Source organism: Neorhizobium tomejilense (assembly GCF_964254135.1).
Taxonomy (GTDB): Bacteria; Pseudomonadota; Alphaproteobacteria; order Rhizobiales; family Rhizobiaceae; genus Neorhizobium; species Neorhizobium tomejilense.
The window spans coordinates 1,479,662-1,500,544 of the sequence record NZ_CAXUSO020000002.1; the positions used below are offsets into that span (position 1 = coordinate 1,479,662).

Below are 20,883 nucleotides of genomic sequence, written 5' to 3' on the forward strand. Positions count from 1 at the left end.
ATGCGCGAAACCAATTTTTTGACCGAAAACAACGCCCGTCATGTCTGGCACCCGATGGCGCACCCGGCCGACATGTTGGCCAACCCGCCACGCATCATCAGGGCGGCTTCCGGTGTCGAAATCACTGATATCGACGGCAAGACGGTGCTCGATGGCGTCGGGGGGCTCTGGAACGTCAACCTCGGCTATTCCTGCGATCCGATCAAACAGGCCATCCGTGACCAGCTCGAGGAACTCCCTTATTATTCCGCCTTTCGCGGCACCACCAATCCGCCGCTGATCGAACTGTCTTACGAACTGGCTGAGTGGTTCAAGGAAGACGGCCTCAGCCGATCCTTCTTCACCTCGGGCGGCTCGGATTCCGTGGAGACGTGCCTGCGGCTTGCCCGCCAATACCACAAGGTCAACGGCCAGCCGGAGCGCACCAAATTCGTGGCGCTGAAGAAAGGCTATCATGGGACCCATTTCGGCGGCGCCTCCGTCAACGGCAATGCCAACAACCGTCGCAACTACGAGCCGCTGCTCCCGGGCGTTTCGCACCTGGCGGCTCCCTATGGCTACCGCAATCCCTTCGGCACCGACGATCCGGCTGAAATCGCCGCGGCCATCGGTCGTCAGTTCGAAGACGAGATCGCCTTCCAGGGCGCCGATACGATCGCCGCCTTCATCATGGAGCCAGTTCTGGGTGCCGGCGGCATCATGGTGCCGCACGAAACCTTCATGCCGCTGATGCGTACCATCTGCGACAGGAACGGCATTCTTCTGATCGCCGACGAGGTCATCACGGCCTTTGGCCGCACCGGCGCCTGGACGGGATCACGCCTGTGGGGCACCAGGCCCGACCTGATGTCGACCGCCAAGGCGATTACCAACGGCTATTATCCCTTCGGTGCAGTAATGATTTCCGACAAGATCGCGGAAGCCTTCGAGGCAAACAAGAACACCGTCGGCACCATCGGCCATGGCTACACCTATTCCGGCCACCCTGTGGGTGCAGCGGCGGCGCTGGCGACGCTCAAGGAAACCAAGCGCCTCAACGTGGCCGCCAATGCAGGCGCACGCGGCTACGAACTGCTGGCCGGTCTGAACAGACTGAAGGAAAAACACGAACTCATCGGCGACGTGCGCGGCAAAGGGCTGATGTGCGCGCTGGAACTGGTGACGGATCGCGCGGCAAAGACCGGCGCGCCGAAGGATGTGGTCCAGCGCCTGCAAGACGCGGCCTACGACGCCGGCGTGATGGTGCGTACCTCCGGCTCCAACGTCATCATCTCGCCGCCGCTTATCATCACCACGGCCGGTGTAGATCGGATCCTCGCCGCACTCGAGGCAGGCCTGACAGCTGCCGCGGGAGGCAAATGACATGGCCGAAAACGCAGCACTTCTCGCCCGTCGCGAGCGCCTTCTTGGCCGAAACATGTCCACCTTTTATGACGAGCCCGTGCAACTGGTGCGTGGAGAAGGTGTCTGGCTGTGGGACGCGGCCGGCCGGAAATATCTCGATTGCTACAACAATGTGCCGCACGTCGGCCATTGCCACCCGCGCGTGGTGGACGCGATCACCCGGCAAGCGTCGACGCTGAATACCCACACGCGATACCTGCATGAGGGCATCCTCGACTATGTCGAGCGGCTGACATCGACGTTCGACAAGAGCCTCGATACTGCGATCATGACCTGCACCGGCAGCGAAGCCAATGACATCGCGTTGCGCATGGCACAGGCGGTCACGGGAAAGACCGGTGTTATCGCGACCAACCACACCTACCACGGCAATACCGCGGCCGTGTCGCAGCTCTCTACCCGTATGCCCCCCGTCGGCGGCTTCGGCGGTCATGTCCGCCACGTGCCGGCGCCCGACAGCTATCGGCCACTGGGTGGCATGCCCGGCGAAGCCTTTGCCGAGGCTTTCGCCGCTGAAGTGGAAAAAGCGATCGCTTCGCTACAGAGCAGCCCGCACGGCTTTTCGGCGCTCATCATCTGCCCGTTCTTTGCCAATGAGGGATTTCCCGACCTGCCCACGGGCTTTCTCGACAAGGCAATCACTGCCGTGCGCAAGGCGGGAGGGCTTGTCATATCCGACGAGGTGCAGCCGGGTTTCGGGCGCACTGGGGGCCATATGTGGGGCCACCAGCGCGCAGGCTTCGTGCCCGACGTGGTGACGCTCGGCAAGCCGATGGCCAACGGCCATCCGGTCGGCGGCGTCGTCGCCAATGCCGACACGCTGAACGCCTTCCGCAAGGCCTTTCGCTATTTCAATACCTTTGGCGGCAATCCGGTTTCCTGTGCTGCGGCCTTGGCGGTTCTCGATGCGATCGAAGATGAAGGGCTAATGGAAAACGCCCGGACCGTCGGCGCCTATGCGCAAGACGGACTCAAGCGCCTGTCCGAGAAACATGACGTCATCGGCAACGTGCGTGGCAGCGGCCTGTTCTTCGGGGCGGAGCTGGTTCTTGACCGTGAGAGAAAGACCCCGGCGCCGGACATCGCCACGAAGGTCATCAATGACATGCGGGCGCGCGGCGTCCTGATGGGCAAGATCGGGGTGCATCAATGCGCGACCAAGATCCGACCACCCATGCCATTTTCGAAGGGGAATGCCGATTTGATGCTTTCCACGCTCGACGACGTTTTGTCCGGATTGTGACGGTGGCCATGTCGGAACATGAATCCATCCCATTCATGGAGGCGCTGCGTGCGCGCGCATGCGAAGCCCTTGGCAGCTGGGAGCTGGGAGCCCAGACACCCCAGCTCCTGAAATACCGGGAGAATGCGGTGTTCCGGGTGACGCTCAGGAACGGCGAGCCTGCAGCCCTGCGGCTGCACCGGCCCGGCTATCGCAACGAAATTGCATTGGTTTCGGAACTCTCCTGGATGGCAGCCCTAGGCGAGGCGGGCTTGCGCGTTCCGGCACCTGTTCCCACGCCGGATGGACGCCAAATCGTTGCACTTGCGGGAAATTCTGAGTTCGGTGACCAATACGCAGACATCGTCAGCTGGATGACCGGCAGCCCGCTCGGCCAATCGGGTGTTCTTCTAGCACATTCCGCGGAACGCCTCGCCGTTATTTTCCGCCTGCTGGGCGCAGCGATAGCCCGGATGCACGCAGCCACCGATGCTTGGAGACCACCGGCCGATTTCCGACGCCCGGCATGGGACGGCGATGGTTTGCTTGGAGGGCAGCCGCTTTGGGGCCGATTCTGGGATTGTGCGGGACTGTCCCCGGAGCAGGCAATGCGACTATCGGATCTCAGGCTCTTTCTGCGGGAGAAAACCGATGCACTCTGCCATCTCGATTATGGTCTCATCCATGCCGATCTCGTTAGGGAAAACGTCCTCATAGACGGCGATCATGTCGGATTGATCGACTTTGACGATGGTGGCTACGGCTGGCGGATGTTCGACATCGCCACAGCCTTGTTCAAGAATCGCGGCGAGCCGCACTACGAACTCATCAAGGCCGCGCTGATAGAGGGCTATCGCGGCGTGCGGTCGCTGCCGGACAGCGCCCTTGAAACCTTGTCACTCTTCATGGTTGTGCGCAGCATCACTTATATCGGCTGGATCGGCGAGCGAGTTGGCGCGCCGGATGCGGCGAAGCGGCTTCAGCGCTATGTCGCCGATGCTCTGGCGCTGGCAGATGGCCTCGGCGCCAGCAGATAGGAGCGGAGGCCGTGCTATTTATTCAGCCTCGCCAGTTCGTCGAGCATATCGAGCAAGGTATCGATGCGCTCGCGGCCGAACCGCTGCTCAAGCGCGGTATAAATCATCCGACTGTCGGGACTGACCTCGTTGATGATCTTCAGTCCCGCGGCGGTGATCTGCAACAGTATCCGACGACCGTCTTCAGCATCTTTGCTCTTGGTAATGAAGCCGCGCTCCTCGAGAGACCGGATGATCCGCGTCAGGCTCGGAGCAAGGATAAAGGCCCGTTCCGACATTTCCGATGCATCCAGTGTTCCGGCCTCTGCCAGAATGCGAATAACGCGCCATTGCTGTTCCGTCACATCATGCAGCGCCAGCATGGGCCGGAAGTGCCCCATCACCGCTTCACGCGCCCGAAGCAACGCAATCGGCAGCGAGCGGCGTGTATCGCGGGGCAGCAAGGCATCCTGCATTATGCCGTTATTGTCAGGGGATTGTTTGGTCATACGGGTTCTATGGATCAATTTCTTGAATCGCGCAACGTGGCCGCGAGCCGCAATGCTCTTGACAGAGCCTTCAAAATATTTAACATGTTAAATATAGTGAGAACGCCGTGGCGCGGGAGGAACGATGCCGCATTTCACCATGGAATATTCGGCTAATCTCGACGGAAAAGTGGACTTCGACGCACTGTGCCGTGTCGTCCACGCCGAGATTCTCGGCACGGGTCTGTTCGAGACCGGTGCCGTGCGGGTGCGCGCCATCCGGTGCGAAGCCTATGCGATTGCCGACCTGCTTGATGCAAATGGCTTCATCGATATGTCGTTTCGCATTGGAGAAGGTCGTAGCCAGCAAGACAAGCGAAGGACTGGCGAAGCGATCTTTACCGCCGTCACGGAACACCTCTGCAAGCTGTTCGAGACGCCGCACTTCGCCCTCACCCTCGAAATCCGCGAAATCGACCCGGCGCTGAGCTGGAAGAAAAACGCCATCCACCCGCGCCTGCGCAAGACAGACGGTTAGCGCCGCAGTGATTGACCGCAAGCTGGACACATCGGAGAAAAGCATGTCGACACTGGAAGAAAACATCGCAAAGGCCGAAGCCTATTTGGCTCGCTTTCGCAAAGGCGGCGTCCTGAACCATATCGCTGGCGAAGCAATCTCTGCAGCCGATGGCACCACGTTCGACATCATCTCTCCGGTCGATCTGAAGGTCTTGGCAAAGGTGGCACACGGCAAGGCGGCGGATGTGGACCGGGCGGCGCAAGCCGCAAAAGCTGCCTTTCCTGCCTGGGCCGCGATGTCGGGCGACGCGCGCAAGAAACTTCTCCATAAGATTGCCGACGCGATCGTAGCACGTTCCGAAGAGATCGCGTTCGTCGAATGCATGGATACCGGTCAATCGCTGAAATTCATGGCGAAGGCAGCCCTTCGCGGAGCCGAGAACTTCCGCTTCTTCGCTGACCGCGCCGTGGAAGCCCGTGACGGCAAAACGCTGCGTGCGGATGGGCAAGTCAACTTTACCAGCCGTGCACCGATCGGGCCAGTCGGCGTCATTACGCCATGGAATACACCCTTCATGCTGTCGACCTGGAAGATCGCGCCGGCGCTCGCTGCCGGCTGCACCATCGTCCACAAGCCGGCGGAGTTTTCACCGCTGACGGCACGGCTGTTGGTCGAGATCGCCGAAGAGGCGGGCTTGCCGAAGGGTGTCTGGAATCTCGTCAACGGCCTCGGCGAGGACGCCGGCAAGGCGCTGACCGAGCATCCCGCCATCAGAGCGATCGGCTTCGTCGGCGAAAGCCGCACCGGCTCGATGATCATGAAACAAGGCGCCGACACGCTGAAACGGGTACATTTCGAACTCGGCGGCAAGAATCCCGTCATCGTTTTTGCCGATGCCGATCTTGAACGCGCTGCCGATGCTGCCGTCTTCATGATCTATTCGCTGAATGGCGAGCGCTGTACCTCGTCTTCCCGCTTGCTGGTGGAGGAAAACATCTACGACCGATTCACGGCGATGGTCGCCGAGAAGGCCAAGCGCATCAAGGTCGGCCACCCCCTTGATCCAGAAACTGTGGTCGGTCCGCTGATCCACCCGGTTCATGAAAAGAAGGTGCTGGAATATATCGCGATCGGCAAAGAGGACGGTGCCACGCTTGCCGCTGGCGGTGAGAAATTCGATGGGCCGGGTGGCGGATGTTACGTATCCCCCACCCTCTTCACCGGCGCCAACAACCAAATGCGTATCGCGCAGGAAGAAATCTTCGGACCGGTTCTGACCGCGATCCCCTTCAAGGACGAGGCCGATGCGCTGGCGCTTGCCAACGACGTGCAATACGGCCTCACCGGCTACCTCTGGACCTCGGACGTCACCCGCGCTTTCCGCTTCACCGATGCGCTGGAGGCCGGAATGATCTGGGTGAACTCGGAAAATGTGCGCCACCTGCCGACCCCTTTCGGAGGCGTCAAGAATTCCGGCATCGGCCGTGACGGCGGCGATTGGTCCTTCGATTTCTACATGGAGACCAAGAACGTTGCTTTCGCCACCAAGGCGCATGCGATCCAGAAACTCGGCGGCTGAGTGCACCGGACACCCTATTGAATTTGGAGGAGAACCCCATGCCCCTGCCCACCCCCAATCTTTATCCGCCCTTCAACATCGTGCGCCTCAGCCATGTCGAGCTTGCCGTCACCGACCTTGCGAAATCGCGCGCTTTCTACGTCGACACGCTCGGCTTGCAGGTGACCGACGAGACGGCAGACACGATCTATCTGCGTGCGCTTGAAGAGCGCGGCCATCACTGCATCGTCCTGAAGAAAGACGCCGCCGCCGAAGCACGCGATCTCGGCTTCAAGGTTTTTTCCGACGAGGACCTCGACAAGGCCGAGCATTTCTTCAAGGGCAAGGGCCTGCCAATCGAATGGGTCGAGCGGCCCTACCAGTCGCGTACCTTCCGCACGCGCGATCCGCACGGCATTCCGCTGGAATTCTATTCAAAGATGGACCGCCTGCCGCCGATCCACCAGAAATATGCCCTCTACAGAGGCGTAAAGCCACTCCGCATCGATCACTTCAACTGCTTCTCACCGAATGTCGACGAAAGTGTTGCCTTTTACAATGAGATCGGCTTCCGGGTGACGGAATACACCGCCGACGAGGAAACCGGCAAGCTCTGGGCTGCATGGACGCACCGCAAGGGTGGCGTCCACGACATTGCGTTTACCAATGGTCGCGGCCCGCGGTTGCATCACACCGCGTTCTGGGTTCCAACGCCGCTCAATATCATCGACCTGCTCGATTTGATGGCGACCACCGGTTGGCTGCCCAATATCGAGCGCGGACCGGGCCGGCACGGCATTTCGAATGCTTTCTTCCTCTATATCCGGGATCCGGATGGCCATCGTATCGAGATCTATTGCTCGGATTATCAGACGGTCGATCCGGATCTCGAGCCGATCAAATGGGATCTCAAGGATCCACAGCGCCAGACGCTTTGGGGAGCTCCCGCGCCGAAATCCTGGTTCGAGGAAGGCAGCACCTTTGCCGGCACCGAGGTGCGCGATTCCGTGCTGAAGGCCCAGCCGATCGTTGCACCCTGAGTTTCCCCAACTGGGCGGGCGCGAAAGCGTCCGCCGTCTTTTTAATGCTTGAGGAGCCAGCCATGAAATTGCAAGATCCTTCCCTGTTCCGCCAAGCCGCTCTTGTCGGTGATAATTGGATCGAGGCCGATCCGAACAACGCCATCGAGGTGAACAACCCGGCGACTGGCGAGATCATCGGTCTCGTGCCGAAGCTGGGTGCCGCCGAGACCAGGACGGCCATCGAGGTCGCTCGCCTGGCGCAGAAGGGTTGGGCTGCCCGCACCGCGAAGGACCGCTGCGCCGTCCTTCGTAAATGGTTCGATCTGATGATCGAGAACAAGGAAGACCTCGGCCGCATCCTGACGCTCGAACAGGGCAAGCCGTTGGCCGAAGCGACTGGCGAGATCGTCTATGGTGCAAGCTTCATCGAATGGTTCGCCGAGGAAGGCCGTCGCATCTATGGCGACTTGATCCCCGGCCACCAGCCCGACAAGCGCATCATGGTGATGAAGCAACCAATCGGCGTCGTCGCGGCAATCACGCCGTGGAACTTCCCCAATGCGATGATCACCCGCAAGGCCGGTCCCGCCTTTGCCGCCGGCTGCGCCATGGTCTTGAAGCCCGCCTCGCAGACGCCGTTTTCGGCGATCGCCATTGCGGTTCTCGCCGAGCGCGCCGGCCTGCCGAAGGGTCTCTTCAGCGTCATCACCGGCTCGGCCGCGGCCATCGGCGGCGAGATGACCTCGAACCCGGTGGTGCGCAAGCTGACCTTTACCGGTTCGACCGAAATCGGCACCGAACTCTACAAGCAGAGCGCCACGACCATCAAAAAACTCGGCCTCGAGCTCGGCGGCAACGCGCCGTTCATCGTTTTCGACGATGCTGATCTCGACGCGGCGGTCGAAGGCGCGCTGATTGCCAAATACCGCAATAACGGCCAGACCTGTGTTTGCGCCAACCGTATCTATGTGCAGGACGGCGTCTATGATGCCTTCGCCGCGAAGCTGGTGGCGGCCGTCGGCAAGCTGAAAACCGGCAACGGCTTTGACGAAGGCGTCATCCTCGGACCGCTGATCGACAAGGCGGCCCTTGCCAAGGTCGAGGAGCATATCGCCGATGCCTTGGGCAAGGGTGCGCGTATCCTGCAGGGTGGCAAGCCACATGCGCTTGGCGGCACCTTCTTCGAAGCGACCATCCTGGGCGATGTCACCAAGGACATGGCGGTGGCGCGCGAAGAAACCTTCGGGCCGCTGGCGCCGCTGTTCCGCTTCAAGGACGAGGCCGACGTCATCGAGCAGGCGAACGATACCGAGTTCGGCCTTGCCTCCTACTTCTACGCCAAGGATCTCGCCCGGGTATTTCGCGTGGCCGAGGCGTTGGAATACGGCATGGTCGGCGTCAACACCGGGCTGATCTCGACAGCCGAAGCGCCGTTTGGCGGCGTCAAACTGTCGGGTCTCGGCCGCGAGGGCTCGAAATACGGCATCGAGGAATTCACCGAAGTCAAATATGTCTGCCTCGGCGGCATCGGCTGAACTGAACAGGAAGAAAAACGATGTCGCACCCGAAGTTTGTCAGCTTTACCCGCAACGGCCACAGTGGATACGGCCTTCTTACGGGAGATGGAATTGTTGACCTTTCCGCCCGCCATGGCACGAAGTGGCCAACGCTGCGCGAGGTGATCGCGGATAGCGCACTGTTGAGGCTCGCGGAGGAAACAGCCGGTGTGCAGCCCGATTTCCCGGTGTCGGACATCCGTTATGAAATCCCTGTTCCGGCCCCGGAGAAAATCATCTGCGTCGGCGTGAACTTCCCCGACCGCAACGAGGAATACAAGGATGGGCAGGCCGCGCCTTCCAATCCTTCCCTGTTCATCCGCTTTCCGCGCTCGCTTACCGGCCACGGCCAGCCGCTGATCCGCCCACCGGAAAGCCCGCAGCTCGATTACGAAGGCGAGATCGTCATCGTCATCGGCAAGGGCGGCCGCCGGATTCCGGAAGCAGAGGCGCTATCCCATATCGCAGCGCTGTCGCTCTGCAATGAGGGCACGATCCGCGACTGGGTCCGCCATGCCAAGTTCAACGTCACCCAGGGCAAGAATTTCGACCGCACCGGCTCGATCGGCCCCTGGCTGATCCCGTTCACGGACGAGGCGCAGATCGCCGACATCAGACTCGAAACCCGCGTCAACGGCGAAGTGCGCCAGAGCGACCGCACCAGCCGGATGATCTTTTCCTTCCGCAAGATCATCAACTACATCTCGACCTTCACTACGCTGGTTCCCGGCGATGTGATCGTCACCGGCACGCCGACCGGCGCCGGTGCCCGCTTCGATCCGCCGATCTGGCTGAAGCCGGGCGATGCCGTCGAGGTCGAGGCCGATGGTATCGGCATCTTGCGCAACACGATCGCAGATGAGGTTTGACTGTGTTGACACCCGATGAAATCCGCCAAGCGGCCGAACAGCTTGACATCGCAGAGAGGACACGCGCACAGACCGGTCTTTTGTCGCTGCAATACCCCGGTATGACGATGGACGACGCCTATGCGGTGCAATCGGCCTGGGTCAAGAAGAAGGTTGCGTCAGGTCGCAGAGTGATCGGCTGGAAGATTGGCCTTACCTCCAAGGCGATGCAGTATGCGCTGAATATCGACATTCCGGATTCCGGCGTCCTCTTCGACGACATGCTGTTCGAGGACGGCGCGACGGTACCTGCGGACCGCTTCATCCAGCCGCGGATCGAGGCAGAGATCGCCTTCATAATGAAGGCTCCGCTGAAGGGGCCCGGCGTCACCGTATTCGATGTGCTGAACGCTACCGACTATATCACCCCAGCGCTGGAAATCCTCGATACGCGCATCCTTAGGGCCGATCCCGGAACAAATAAGGCTCGCACCATCGTCGACACGATTTCCGATAACGCGGCCAATGCCGGCATCGTGCTCGGCGGGCGCATGGCGCGACCCGAGACTGTCGACATGCGCTGGATGGGCGCAATTGTCAGTCGCAACGCCGAAGTCGAGGAAACCGGTCTGGGTGCCGGGGTTCTCAACCAGCCGGCGCGCGGCGTTGCCTGGCTTGCCAATCGGTTGGCTGAATATGGCGACCGCATCGAGGCGGGCCACATCGTCCTTGCCGGCTCTTTCGTTCGCCCGATCGAAGCACGCCACGGCGACACCGTCGTCGCCGATTTCGGACCCTACGGCACCGTTAGCAGCTATTTCGCATAGGAGAGATGCCCATGCCGGCGCCCAAAAACACCTTCAAAGCGGCCTTGATGGAAAAGCGTCCGCAGATCGGACTGTGGCTCGCGCTCGCCAATCCCTATACGGCCGAAATACTGGGTGATGCCGGCTATGATTGGCTGCTGATCGACGGCGAGCATGCCCCGAACGATATCCCTCTGATGACGACGCAATTGCAGGCGCTCAAGGGTTCGCCGAGCCACCCGGTCATCCGGGCACCGATCGGCGAGGCTTGGCTCCTGAAGCAGATCCTCGATATCGGCGCACAGACGGTGCTGGTGCCGATGATCGAGAGCGGCGACCAGGCGAAAGCCATGGTGCGCGCGGTGCGCTACCCGCCGCACGGCGTGCGCGGCGTCGGGGCAGCGCTTGCCCGTGCGTCGGCGTTTAATCGCGTTCCCGACTACCTGCAGACCGCCAATGACGAGGTCTGCCTGTTGCTGCAGATTGAGAGCCGCGCTGGACTGGCCGCACTCGATGACATCGCGGCCACCGACGGCGTAGATGGTGTTTTCATCGGGCCGGCTGATCTTGCCGCCGACATGGGCCATCTCGGTCGGCCCGGCGATGCCGAGGTACAACAGGCGGTGGAAGCGGCGCTGATCCGTATCCGGGCGCTTGGCAAGGCCGCCGGCATCCTGACCGCCGATCAGTCGCTGGCCAAACGCTATCTGGGACTCGGCGCCACCTTCGTCGCTATCGGCAACGATGTCGCCCTCTTGGCAAACGGTGCTTCACGCCAGCTCTCCGATTTTCGAAACGCTGGCGCGACCACCGCCGGAAGTTCGGGCGCGGCAAAGGTCTACTAAAGCGCCTCCCAAATCCTCCAAATTCCCTGCTGCCGCTTTAATGTTTTGGTTTTCCGCATGTCGTGATCGAACCGCTGCACGGTTTGAGGGACATGCTTAAGACGCCGCTACCCTCTGGATAAGCCCCTGAAGCGCGACGAACTGTTCTGCGATCAACTGCCGCGTTGCTCGGTCAGTAAGCTCGCCCTGCGCCGAGATCTTGCTGGCTGCATCTGCGATCATGATCTCGGGCCTGTTCAACACGAATGCATCGAGATAGAGCAGCACCTGTCTCAGGTGGTATTGCGCCCGCGCACCGCCGAGCATGCCGATTGAAGCCGTCTGGATTGCCACCGGCTTGCCCGAAAACGGCGCCGGAGACAGCCGTGATAACCAATCGAGCGCATTCTTCAAAACACCGGGGATCGAGTAATTGTATTCGGGTGTGATGAACACAACGGCATCCGAAGACCGGATGATGTCGGCCCAGTCGAGCACAATGGCAGGACAACCCTCAGAGTGGATATCCGCATTGTAGTGCGGAATACGTTCCATGCCGTCCAGCGGACGGAAGGAGATTCCGGTGGGCGCAAGCGCCGAAAATTCCCGTGCGATTGCCGCATTGAACGATCCTTGGCGAAGACTTCCGCAGATTACCGCGATGCTGATTGTTTTAGTCATTTTCCCTCGCTTTATAGCCTGTTCCGGGGTGAGATTGCCTGTTTCGCGCTCTTGCTTTGATGACAGCGTTCATATAAAGAACATATATGTTCAATTAACGGATATTGTAAAGGAGAGTCATCGCATGGAGGTTCGCGTTGTCAGGCTTGGTCACGTTGGGCTCACGGTCAGGGATATCGATCGCACGATCGATTTTTATTCGACGTATCTCGGGATGCGTCTGACGGAAAAGTTCGAATATCCGGAAGAGAAGATCGGCCACGGCGTTGCCGTTGCCGCGGGAGCTTTCCTGCGGTGTGACGTCACGCATCACGAAATGTCGATCTTCCGGATGCGTCGCAACATTCTCGCCGCCGATGCGCCGGATGCGCCGCGCTTTGGCTTCGGGTTGCACCACATCGCGTTCGAGCTGAACACGCCGGAAGACCTGAAGGGGCTCTTTACGAAAATGCGGGACGGGGGCGTCGAGATCGTCAACAGCCGGAAAGGCGGACCCGGTAACCAGCCGCGCTTCTATGCCCGTGACCCCGATGGGAATCTGCTGGAATTCTACTGGGGTATCGACAAGATCGGTTGGGAAGGCGCATCGCGCGCATACGACCCGATCGAGGAAATCGATCTTCTCAACTTCGATTTCGAAGCCTTTGTCGACCGGCGCGAACGCGATGCAGCCGAGGCGCGCAAGGGCATTCGCTCCGGTCTCAATACCTGACCACTGAACAGAGAGCCTCAACGCTTCGCGCGCTTCGCCAACAGCCGGTCATTGTGCCGTCCGTCTCCAGCCATCTCGATTGGGGTTCTTCACGCTGTTCAAGACGGAAACCAAGGCGCCGCTTTCAGAAGACAGCTGGGATGGTGGCGTCGGCGTGTTGCGCTCCAAGGCCAGGCTGGCGACAGCAACACCTGGTGGGACCTGCAAAGGCTGCTTCTGTCGTCAAGGCGGACGCCTACGGCCCGGGCGTGGGCCGTGTCGCTCCGGCACTCTACGACGCCGGGTGTCGAGATTTTTATGTCGCCCATTTCGCCGAAGCGGTGGCGCTGAAACCCTGCATCGGATCGGATGCCCGTATATTCGTTCTCAACGGTTTGCAGCCAGGCAATGAGATCCGATGTGCCGACGGCGGTTTCATTCCGGTATTGAACTCTCTGGAGCAGGTCGCCAACTGGGCATCGGCAGCGCGCGAGCTGGGCCGGCGTCTGCCGGCCGCCCTGCAGTTCGACACCGGCATGTCGCGGCTCGGCCTTTCTCCTGACGAGGCTCGTCTGCTGTCGACGAACAGGGCGCTTCTCGGCGACATCGATCACCTGTTAGGCCAAGCTGATTCTAACCTATCCCGCAGATGATGATGCTGTGCTCTTCTGGTTCAAGCAGGTTGTCGACAAATACGGCTGGGATTATGTCGACGCATTGGCGAAACAGGAGCCGATTTATGTGCGTGGCACGCAGGCTCCGGCAGACATGGTGGAAAGCGGCGCCGCGACCGCTACCTTCTCCACCGATGGCGGTCTGGTGCCATTCGACGGCACGGTCTCTCGTTTCGTGCTGCCCAAGGAAGATCCCTTTGTTGCATGCCCTCAGCAAGCCGCAATCCTAAAGGGCTCTCAGCACCCCCAAGCAGCAAAGCTTTATCTCAGCTGGCTGCTGGATAAGGAAACGCAGAAAAACGTCTGGTATATGTGGTCGGTGCGCACTGATGTGGCCCCTCCAACAGGCCACAAGCCGATCTGGGAATATAGCAACGGCGATCCGACCGTCTTTGGTCGATTCCTCGCGGACCGAGGAGCTGTGGAGCGCTTCCGCGCACAGATCGGTCTTTATCTCGGCGAAACTAAGTGTGAACCCTCTCCCGGCCACCCCGGCCTCTATCCGGAAAAAGCCCTTCTGCACTGAACGGCCATACAGGCTCCGATCTATGAATTCCGATAGATGCGGACATAATCGGGTCTGACACAATCTCGATGACATCAGAGTGCTCCGACGATACGTGCCTCAAGCAAATCGAGTTTCGCGCGCCCTACATCTGGCGCTTGATGAGTTTCAGCTTGGTGATCTGCCCCTCCGTCTGGCCGCCGTTCGACCATATTGAAGTAATTGCATTCTGAACCGCTCCTCTGTCGCGGATAACGCCGTTGGCGAATGAGGCGTGGATCCGCCTACGAAGGAGAAATTCCATGCCACTCAAATGAACAATTGACAAAAATCCTGATGTGAAGGATCCGAGCTGTCGACCCCCTTGTTACCTCGGCGCGTGGATAAAGCCGATTTATTACCAAGCTCCCAGCCTCCTAGGCCTCAAGACTGGAATATGACCCCTGTGGGGTCAGCCGTGACAACTCGCCGGCGCTGAGGTTGAGCTTCCCATCAAGGACAGCGTGTGTATCGGCGCCAAGCACTGGTGGCGGTCGATCATAGGTCAGCGGGGTGCTCAACAGGCGAATAGGGTTTGCGATCAGCTTCACGTCGCCAGTCCGTTCGTTCGGTACCTCGACCACCATTTGGCGATGGCGGATCTGCGGGTTGTCAAGCATTTGCGGAATCGTGTTGATGGGGCTGCAAGGAATGTCGGCGGCTGTAAGACCCTCCACCCAATCCGCGACCCGCGCACCCGCGAATGCCTCATCGAGCCGCGGCAACAGCACGGCGCTGTTCGCCATCCGATCGCGGTTGGTGCGGAAGCGCGGATCGTCCGCGACGTCCGGGATATCCAGCACCTCGCAAAGTCGGTTGAACTGCCGGTCGTTCCCGACGGCAATCATGATGTCCACGTCGGCACATCCGAAGGCCTGCCACGGACACGTGATCTGCGAAGCGGAGCCGGCGCGCACCGGCGCCTCCCCTGACACAAGATAGTTCATCGCAATATGCGACATGCTGGAGACCTGGGCATCGAGAAGAGCAAGATCGATCTGTTGCCCGCCTCCTCCGCGATCACGGTGGCTGAGAGCGGCAAGAATGGCGATCGTCGCGTAGAGACCGGCCGTGATGTCGGAGACGCTGTAGCCGACGAGGTTCGGCCCCGCTCCTGGCAAACCGTCGGGGACACCGGTGATGCTCATGAGACCGCTCAGGGCCTGAAACAACGGGTCGTAGCCAGGCAGATCCGCATTGGGTCCTGTCTGGCCGAAGCCGGTGATAGAACAATAGACGACGTCGGGATTGACCTGGCGGATATCCTCGTAACCGAGCCCGTAGCGCGCCAACGTGCCGACCTTGAAGTTCTCGATGACGACATCGGCGTTCACTGCAAGTTCCCGGACGATCTTCTGCCCTTCCGGCGCCTTCAGATCGACGGCAACTGATTTTTTTCCACGGTTCGTGGCCAGGAAAGACGAGGTCTCTCCGGTTTCGCGACCCTGCGCGTCCTTGCGGTTGATACCGAGATGGCGAACGTCGTCACCATATACGGGATGCTCGATCTTGATCACCTCGGCACCTAGATCGGCCAGGATCTGACCGGCCAACGGACCGGCGAATACACGGCTGAGGTCGAGCACTGTCAGGTGAGAAAGGCAACCGCTCGCTACAGGTGGAGCGCTGGGCGACGGGGCTTCTGTCGTTGTCATAAGCGTCTTTCGTCTCGTCAGGAGGGCAGATCTAGCACCGACCTTGCCAGCACGTTTCGCAATATTTCGTTGGAACCACCGAAGATTGTCGTCGGGCGTGCCATCAGATAGGTCCCGGCGGCATGCAGTTTGGGATCATTTTCAAGAGGTGCCAGCAGGGCCGAACTCGCGCCGCCGATCGCCATCATTTCCTCAGAGACGCGCTGGTAGAGTTCGCTCTGGAAAATCTTCATGACCGAAACCTCGGGGCCGATCGCTTCGCCCTGGCGTAGCTTCTCGACATAGGTCTCGAACAGCGCCGTCAGATCCGCCACGTCGAGCCGCAGCCTGGTGAACCGGTCCTGGAAGTCCGGATCCCGATCGACCCCGACCTTGCAGGCGAGAAGGTGCAGGCGGCTCAGCGCCTGAGCCGAAAGCCGCGGCGCTCCGATGAAGACCCGTTCATGTCCGAGTAGCGCCTTAGCCATGGTCCAGCCCTGGTTGACCTCTCCCACCAGGTTGGCTGCAGGCACCCGGACATCATCGAAAAACACCTCGCAGAACTCGTCGTGCATCTCGAGGTTCTCGATTGGGCGCACGGTGATACCGGGCAGGTCCATCGGCATGAGGATGAAGCTGATTCCGGCCTGCTTCTTTGCGTTCTTGTCGGTGCGGGCAAGAATGAAGATCCAGTTCGCGTCGTTTCCTAGAGTCGTCCAGGTCTTCTGGCCGTTGATGATCCATTCTTCACCGTCCAGCACCGCTTCGGTGCGCACGGCGGCGAGATCGGAGCCCGCATTCGGCTCGCTATAGCCTTGCGCCCAGATGTGTTTGCCGCTCAGGATCGGCGGAAGAAACCTGGCTTTCTGCTCGTCAGTTCCGAACCGGATCAGCAGCGGCCCGAGCATGACAGGCCCGATATCGTTGATGCGCACCGCACCGAAGCGCTCGTTTTCCTCGATCCAGATCAATTGCTTTGTGGCGGAAAGCCCCATGCCGCCATACTCGACCGGCCATGCGGGAGCGATCCATCCCTTCTGAGCTAAGGCCATGTACCACGGTCGGCTTTGGCTGAAATGCAGACGCCTCTGCGAGAAGCGAGGAATGTCGGGATAATTTGCCTCGATGAAGGCGCGGGCTTCGCTGCGGAAGTCCGCATCGCTCATAGTGCGATAAATTTCGTTTCGGGTATTGCAACTCATTTTCTCTCCCGGCGGCTAAGCAGCCTGGACAAAGGGCTGGGTGGCGGCAAAGCGCTTCCGGTGAAAGTTGGCACTGCCGAACTGGTTGGCCCAAACAATCGCCTTGCGGACATAAAGGCCAATATCGTGTTCGTCCGTAAAGCCGATCGCGCCGTGCATTTGCACACCTTCTCTGGCAACGAGCATGGCGGTGTCCGATGCGCGCGTCTTGACCTGCGACACAAGCGCGGCGCGGCGCGGCGCCGGCACACCGGCGTCAAGAGCCGCCGCAGCCATGGCGATGCTGGCGGCAAGCAATTCCACTTGGATCTTCACGTCCGCGGCTCGGTGCTGCAAGGCCTGGAAGCTGCCGATCGGCTTGCCGAACTGATGACGCACCCTCAGATAATCGAGCGTCATTGACAGCGCCGTCTCGCACAGTCCAAGCAAATAGGCGCCGCTCGCGAGAACGGCTTCGTCGAACGCGGCAGCCGGGTCGTCGAGAGGCAAGATCGCGGCAGGCGCGGCTTCTATCACGAGATCGCCGAAATGACCGCCGTCCTGCGTTCCCTCATTGTCGATGCGAAGACCCTGTGCACCCGCCTCGACCAGGCCGGCCTTATCGGCCGCAGTCACCAGAAACGCGTCCGCACCTCCTGCGCCAGGGACGAAACGCTTTCTACCGGATGCCTTGCCGGCTATGAGCTTGATCGTGGCGGCCCAATCGAGGCCGTCCCAATCTTCCTGCCAGGCGGGAAGAACGATACGTCGGCCGGACAGTACGGCCTCATCGGCCGCTTCGCCCATCAGCCTCACGGCGAGCGCCCCGTGGATCAAGGGTTCCGGAACGAGGCCGCTGCCAAGGACGCGGGCCAGTGCACAATAGGCATCCATTCCCAGTCCGAGGCCGCCGGCCGCCTCAGGCAGGCGCAACATCAGCCAGCCCATTTCAGCCATCTGTTGATAGACGTTGCGATCAAAACCTTTATCTGTGAACCGCAATCCGCGGATACGCCGCAGCCCGCTTCCGGCGGGCACAAAAGCGCGCGCGCTATCACGGATCATTTCTATTTCCAAAGGATCGGACACGGCTCTCCTCCCAACCCTATCAATCTATAAATCAACTTATTGCGTTTTATGGGCTCGTCAAGGACCGAGGAGTGAGCCTCGCGGCAATCCAACCGGAGGCAGTTGCCGGCCCCGACAACGAGAATCGCAATAGACTTGAATATATCATAGATATAGTTTTATGCTTTTCAAGGCAAAGATGGACCGCTCGCTCGGCTTCGGGCGGTACGGTCAATCGCGACAGAGGAAAATTCGTAATGACATTCCAGCCTTCAGACCGGCTCAGGATCGAGAAGACCGATAAGGTCGCAACGATCACGCTCGACAATCCGCCCGTGAACGTCGTCACCTTGGCGCTCTATCAGGAGCTTGCCGATCTGTTTCAGGACGCAAGCAACTGGACGGACGTCAACTGCATCATCCTGACCGGGTCCGGCAGCAAGGCTTTCTGTGCCGGGCTGGACCTGAACGAGTTTCTAGCAGCCACGGTCGAGGACGACCCCTACCGCGCCCGCATCATACGCCGATGCTTCGAAACCATCCGCAAATGCGGCTTGCCGACGATCGCTGCGGTCAACGGGCCGGCACTCGGTGCCGGCGCGGTCATTGCTTCCGTATGCGATATCCGCATCGCCTCGCAAAATGCTCGTTTCGGACTGCCGGAAATCAATGTCGGCCGCTGCGGTGCGACAGCGCACATGGGACGCCATCTGCCGCAGAGCGTTCTGCGGCGCATGTTCTTTACGGGGCAGCCGATCAGCGTCGAGGAGGCGGAACGCTGGGGCTTTGTCGACCGCATTGTGCCGTTGGAGCAACTGATGGACGAGGCCAATGCGCTGGCCGCGGTGATTGCCACCAAGTCTCCGCTCGGCCTGCGGCTCGGCAAAGAGGCATTGAACGCCGTGGAGTTCATGGTGGTCGAGGACGGCTATCAGTTGGAGCAGGGTTTCAGCACCAGACTAATGATGACGGAGGACGCCCGGGAGGCAACGAGGGCGGTCGTCGAGAAGCGTGCGCCCGTTTTCAAGGGGCGGTGATCGGGCGATGGAGGATCAGATGAAAGCAGATGCCGAAGCAAACTTTGTCGCTATCGAGATCGAGGATGGGGTGCTTGTCGCAACGATCGACAACCCCCCGGTCAATGCGGGCTCCTGGGGTGTTCGCAAGGGGCTCGCCGACGCCATGGCGCGCGCGGCGGGTGACAGCTCCATCGAGGCGGTGGTGATCATCGGCGGAGGCAAGACGTTCATTTCCGGCTCCGACATCCGCGAATTCGGCAAGCCGCTGCGGGAACCGCTGGTTCCGCAAGTCAATGCAGCCATCGAACAATGCCCGAAGCCGGTGGTAGCCGCCATTCATGGCGCAGCTCTCGGCGGTGGTTATGAGATCGCCCTGGCATGCGATCGCCGTATTGCGAGCCCGGCTGCGGTGGTCGGCCTGCCGGAAGTCCGGCTCGGCATCATTCCCGGCGCCGGCGGAACACAGCGCCTGCCCCGGCTCACGGGCATGAGCAGGGCGATTGACCTGATCACCTCCGGGCGTCGGGTCCCGGCACCGGAAGCGGCGGAGCTTGGCATGATCGATGCGATCGCGGATGAGGATCTGCTCAGGCACGCGGTAGCGGCGGCGAAGTCGATGGCCGGAGGAAAGCGCCGTCTGCGGGACATGTCACCCCCCGTCGAGCCGGCGGAACCCTTGGATGAGGCCAAGGCGAAGGCGCTAAAAGGCGCCAAGGGACTCAACTCGATCGCGATCGTGCTGGATGTGCTGGACCGCACTGCGTCGATGGATTTCGATGCGGCGCTTGCCGTCGAGCGTGCGGCCTTCGACAAGCTTCGCTGTGGCGAGCAGGCAACCGCGCTACGCTATCAGTTCTTCGCGGAGCGACAGGCGCTGCAGATCCCCGAGATCGAGGGGATTCAGCCAGCGGCTGTCCGGAATGTCGGCATCCTCGGCGCCGGAACGATGGGATCTGGCATAGCGATCGCATTCCTGGATGCGGGCTATGGCGTGACGCTGATCGACAGGACCGATGAGGCGCTGGCCGCCGGCATTAGCCGCATCCGCGAAAACTACAAGAAGTCGGTGGAGGCCGGGCGTATTGCCGAGGGCAAGGCCGCTGCGACGATTGAGCGGCTGACGACAACGATCGATGTGGATACCCTTTCCGGCTGCGATCTTCTGCTTGAGGCGGTGTTCGAGGATTACGACGTCAAATTGCCGGTGATGCGGCAACTCGGCGAACTGGCCGGACCGGGCGCGGTGATCGCATCGAACACATCCTATCTCGATCTTGACAGGCTCGCCGAAGCAAGTGGCCGCCCGCAGGACGTCGTCGGCCTGCATTTCTTCAGCCCGGCACATATCATGAAACTTCTGGAGGTGGTTCGCGGCAGGGAGACCTCGGCTCGTGCGCTGGCGACCGCGCTTCAGATCGCCAAACGTCTGAAGAAAACCGCTGTCGTCGCCGGCGTCGGGGAAGGGTTCATCGGCAACCGCATCTATGCCGCCTACCGGCGACACTGCGAGTTCATGGTCGAGGACGGCGCCTCGCCCGAACAGGTGGATCGCGCGCTCGAAAGTTTCGGCTTTGCTATGGGACCCTTTGCCGTTTCCGACTTGTCCGGCCTCGACATCGCCTGGAAGACACGCCAGCGGCAGGCCGCAAGCCGCGATCCGCGCGAGCGCTATGTTAGGATTGCCGACCGGCTGTGCGAGGCCGGACGCCTCGGCCGCAAAACCGGCGCCGGTTGGTATGCCTATGGGGCGGTGGGCGGACGCCGGACGCCCGATCCCGAAACGCAGCGCGTCATCGAGGCTTGCCGAACCGAGGCCGGCCGTGCCGGCCACAGCTTCGCGGAACAGGACATCGTCCGCAGGGCGTTGGCAGCCATGGTCAACGAAGCGGCGCTGCTGCTGGAGGAAGGTATTGCCCAGCGTGTCTCGGACGTCGATCTCGCAATGGTGAACGGCTATGGTTTTCCGGCCTATCGCGGCGGTCCGCTGTTCTGGGCGGATCGGCAGCCTCGCGCGCATCTCGAAAGCGCTATGGACGAGCTTGCGGAGGCGGCCGGCCACGGTTTCAGGCGGGGCGACCTTGGTCGCGTGCTTAGCCGATAGCAATAGGAAGGCGCAAGCTCGGCTGA

General features: G+C 60.9%; 19 protein-coding genes and 2 pseudogenes. 15 read left to right on the forward strand and 6 right to left on the reverse strand.

Features of this window, described 5'->3' with window-relative positions:
- The 3 genes from ACSQ3G_RS29730 to ACSQ3G_RS29740 are packed head-to-tail and all read left to right on the forward strand — an operon-like array spanning position 1 to position 3,663.
- Complete coding sequence (locus ACSQ3G_RS29730) at positions 1–1,362, forward strand: aspartate aminotransferase family protein (protein ID WP_436112858.1); 1,362 nt, start codon at positions 1–3, stop codon at positions 1,360–1,362.
- A 1-nt stretch (position 1,363) separates the two neighbouring features.
- Positions 1,364–2,647, forward strand: coding sequence for an aspartate aminotransferase family protein (locus ACSQ3G_RS29735; protein WP_436112859.1), 1,284 nt, complete (start codon positions 1,364–1,366; stop codon positions 2,645–2,647).
- A gap of 8 nt (positions 2,648–2,655) precedes the next feature.
- Positions 2,656–3,663, forward strand: a complete 1,008-nt coding sequence (locus ACSQ3G_RS29740; protein ID WP_436112860.1) for a phosphotransferase enzyme family protein — start codon at positions 2,656–2,658, stop codon at positions 3,661–3,663.
- Between the two features lie 14 nt (positions 3,664–3,677).
- Here ACSQ3G_RS29740 and hpaR read toward each other — a convergent pair whose 3' ends face one another.
- Entirely contained in the window at positions 3,678–4,151 is a 474-nt protein-coding gene (gene hpaR, locus ACSQ3G_RS29745; protein WP_436112861.1) for a homoprotocatechuate degradation operon regulator HpaR, read from the reverse strand.
- Between the two features lie 124 nt (positions 4,152–4,275).
- Here hpaR and ACSQ3G_RS29750 point away from each other — a divergent pair, with 124 nt between their 5' ends.
- From ACSQ3G_RS29750 to hpaI, 7 genes are all read left to right on the forward strand, one after another.
- Positions 4,276–4,668, forward strand: coding sequence for a 5-carboxymethyl-2-hydroxymuconate Delta-isomerase (locus tag ACSQ3G_RS29750; protein ID WP_436112862.1), 393 nt, complete (start codon positions 4,276–4,278; stop codon positions 4,666–4,668).
- A gap of 43 nt (positions 4,669–4,711) precedes the next feature.
- A complete protein-coding gene (gene hpaE, locus ACSQ3G_RS29755; protein WP_436112863.1) occupies positions 4,712–6,229 on the forward strand; it encodes a 5-carboxymethyl-2-hydroxymuconate semialdehyde dehydrogenase in 1,518 nt (505 codons plus the stop codon).
- 38 nt (positions 6,230–6,267) lie between these two features.
- Positions 6,268–7,248, forward strand: coding sequence for a 3,4-dihydroxyphenylacetate 2,3-dioxygenase (gene hpaD / locus ACSQ3G_RS29760; RefSeq protein ID WP_436112864.1), 981 nt, complete (start codon positions 6,268–6,270; stop codon positions 7,246–7,248).
- Between the two features lie 62 nt (positions 7,249–7,310).
- A complete protein-coding gene (gene gabD, locus ACSQ3G_RS29765) occupies positions 7,311–8,765 on the forward strand; it encodes an NADP-dependent succinate-semialdehyde dehydrogenase (protein WP_436112865.1) in 1,455 nt (484 codons plus the stop codon).
- Between the two features lie 20 nt (positions 8,766–8,785).
- Positions 8,786–9,655, forward strand: coding sequence for a fumarylacetoacetate hydrolase family protein (locus tag ACSQ3G_RS29770; RefSeq protein ID WP_436112866.1), 870 nt, complete (start codon positions 8,786–8,788; stop codon positions 9,653–9,655).
- A gap of 2 nt (positions 9,656–9,657) precedes the next feature.
- Positions 9,658–10,461 carry a 2-oxo-hept-4-ene-1,7-dioate hydratase gene (hpaH, locus tag ACSQ3G_RS29775; protein WP_436112867.1) on the forward strand — a complete coding sequence of 268 codons (804 nt, stop codon included), beginning with the start codon at positions 9,658–9,660 and terminating at the stop codon, positions 10,459–10,461.
- An 11-nt stretch (positions 10,462–10,472) separates the two neighbouring features.
- Entirely contained in the window at positions 10,473–11,285 is an 813-nt protein-coding gene (gene hpaI, locus ACSQ3G_RS29780; RefSeq protein WP_436112868.1) for a 4-hydroxy-2-oxoheptanedioate aldolase, read from the forward strand.
- Between the two features lie 96 nt (positions 11,286–11,381).
- On the opposite strand, the gene ACSQ3G_RS29785 is transcribed toward hpaI, so the two are convergent.
- Positions 11,382–11,933 carry an NADPH-dependent FMN reductase gene (locus ACSQ3G_RS29785; RefSeq protein ID WP_436113234.1) on the reverse strand — a complete coding sequence of 184 codons (552 nt, stop codon included), beginning with the start codon at positions 11,931–11,933 and terminating at the stop codon, positions 11,382–11,384.
- On the opposite strand from ACSQ3G_RS29785, the gene ACSQ3G_RS29790 reads away from it, so the two are divergent.
- The 3 genes and pseudogenes from ACSQ3G_RS29790 to ACSQ3G_RS29800 all read left to right on the forward strand — a co-directional run bounded on the left by ACSQ3G_RS29790 (position 11,818) and on the right by ACSQ3G_RS29800 (position 13,836).
- Positions 11,818–12,657, forward strand: a complete 840-nt coding sequence (locus tag ACSQ3G_RS29790) for a VOC family protein (protein ID WP_436112869.1) — start codon at positions 11,818–11,820, stop codon at positions 12,655–12,657. The two genes, ACSQ3G_RS29785 and ACSQ3G_RS29790, sit on opposite strands and share 116 nt — an antisense overlap.
- A 209-nt stretch (positions 12,658–12,866) precedes the next feature.
- Positions 12,867–13,247: pseudogene (locus ACSQ3G_RS29795) on the forward strand (alanine racemase); the annotation flags it as partial.
- 49 nt (positions 13,248–13,296) lie between these two features.
- Positions 13,297–13,836, forward strand: a complete 540-nt coding sequence (locus ACSQ3G_RS29800) for an ABC transporter substrate-binding protein (RefSeq protein ID WP_436112870.1) — start codon at positions 13,297–13,299, stop codon at positions 13,834–13,836.
- A gap of 74 nt (positions 13,837–13,910) precedes the next feature.
- Here the strand turns inward: ACSQ3G_RS29800 and ACSQ3G_RS29805 are convergent.
- The 4 genes and pseudogenes from ACSQ3G_RS29805 to ACSQ3G_RS29820 all read right to left on the reverse strand — a co-directional run.
- Positions 13,911–14,089 (reverse strand): annotated as a pseudogene (locus tag ACSQ3G_RS29805) (ISL3 family transposase); the annotation flags it as partial.
- 142 nt (positions 14,090–14,231) lie between these two features.
- Positions 14,232–15,509, reverse strand: coding sequence for a CaiB/BaiF CoA transferase family protein (locus tag ACSQ3G_RS29810; protein WP_436112871.1), 1,278 nt, complete (start codon positions 15,507–15,509; stop codon positions 14,232–14,234).
- Positions 15,510–15,526: 17 nt separating this feature from the next.
- Positions 15,527–16,690, reverse strand: coding sequence for an acyl-CoA dehydrogenase family protein (locus ACSQ3G_RS29815; protein WP_436112872.1), 1,164 nt, complete (start codon positions 16,688–16,690; stop codon positions 15,527–15,529).
- Positions 16,691–16,705: 15 nt separating this feature from the next.
- Complete coding sequence (locus tag ACSQ3G_RS29820) at positions 16,706–17,734, reverse strand: acyl-CoA dehydrogenase family protein (RefSeq protein WP_436112873.1); 1,029 nt, start codon at positions 17,732–17,734, stop codon at positions 16,706–16,708.
- 260 nt (positions 17,735–17,994) lie between these two features.
- On the opposite strand from ACSQ3G_RS29820, the gene ACSQ3G_RS29825 reads away from it, so the two are divergent.
- Both ACSQ3G_RS29825 and ACSQ3G_RS29830 read left to right on the forward strand, forming a co-directional pair.
- Positions 17,995–18,774, forward strand: coding sequence for an enoyl-CoA hydratase-related protein (locus ACSQ3G_RS29825; protein WP_436112874.1), 780 nt, complete (start codon positions 17,995–17,997; stop codon positions 18,772–18,774).
- 19 nt (positions 18,775–18,793) lie between these two features.
- Positions 18,794–20,857, forward strand: a complete 2,064-nt coding sequence (locus ACSQ3G_RS29830; protein WP_436112875.1) for a 3-hydroxyacyl-CoA dehydrogenase NAD-binding domain-containing protein — start codon at positions 18,794–18,796, stop codon at positions 20,855–20,857.
- The last annotated feature ends 26 nt before the right edge of the window (positions 20,858–20,883 follow it).

Coding starts and splice junctions, on each gene's coding strand:
- ACSQ3G_RS29730 (WP_436112858.1), top strand. CDS start 1: ATGCGCGAAACCAATTTTTTGACCGAAAACAACGCCCGTCATGTCTGG.
- ACSQ3G_RS29735 (WP_436112859.1), top strand. CDS start 1,364: ATGGCCGAAAACGCAGCACTTCTCGCCCGTCGCGAGCGCCTTCTTGGC.
- ACSQ3G_RS29740 (WP_436112860.1), top strand. CDS start 2,656: ATGTCGGAACATGAATCCATCCCATTCATGGAGGCGCTGCGTGCGCGC.
- hpaR (WP_436112861.1), bottom strand. CDS start 4,151: ATGACCAAACAATCCCCTGACAATAACGGCATAATGCAGGATGCCTTG.
- ACSQ3G_RS29750 (WP_436112862.1), top strand. CDS start 4,276: ATGCCGCATTTCACCATGGAATATTCGGCTAATCTCGACGGAAAAGTG.
- hpaE (WP_436112863.1), top strand. CDS start 4,712: ATGTCGACACTGGAAGAAAACATCGCAAAGGCCGAAGCCTATTTGGCT.
- hpaD (WP_436112864.1), top strand. CDS start 6,268: ATGCCCCTGCCCACCCCCAATCTTTATCCGCCCTTCAACATCGTGCGC.
- gabD (WP_436112865.1), top strand. CDS start 7,311: ATGAAATTGCAAGATCCTTCCCTGTTCCGCCAAGCCGCTCTTGTCGGT.
- ACSQ3G_RS29770 (WP_436112866.1), top strand. CDS start 8,786: ATGTCGCACCCGAAGTTTGTCAGCTTTACCCGCAACGGCCACAGTGGA.
- hpaI (WP_436112868.1), top strand. CDS start 10,473: ATGCCGGCGCCCAAAAACACCTTCAAAGCGGCCTTGATGGAAAAGCGT.
- ACSQ3G_RS29790 (WP_436112869.1), top strand. CDS start 11,818: ATGCCGTCCAGCGGACGGAAGGAGATTCCGGTGGGCGCAAGCGCCGAA.
- ACSQ3G_RS29810 (WP_436112871.1), bottom strand. CDS start 15,509: ATGACAACGACAGAAGCCCCGTCGCCCAGCGCTCCACCTGTAGCGAGC.
- ACSQ3G_RS29815 (WP_436112872.1), bottom strand. CDS start 16,690: ATGAGTTGCAATACCCGAAACGAAATTTATCGCACTATGAGCGATGCG.
- ACSQ3G_RS29820 (WP_436112873.1), bottom strand. CDS start 17,734: ATGATCCGTGATAGCGCGCGCGCTTTTGTGCCCGCCGGAAGCGGGCTG.
- ACSQ3G_RS29825 (WP_436112874.1), top strand. CDS start 17,995: ATGACATTCCAGCCTTCAGACCGGCTCAGGATCGAGAAGACCGATAAG.
- ACSQ3G_RS29830 (WP_436112875.1), top strand. CDS start 18,794: ATGAAAGCAGATGCCGAAGCAAACTTTGTCGCTATCGAGATCGAGGAT.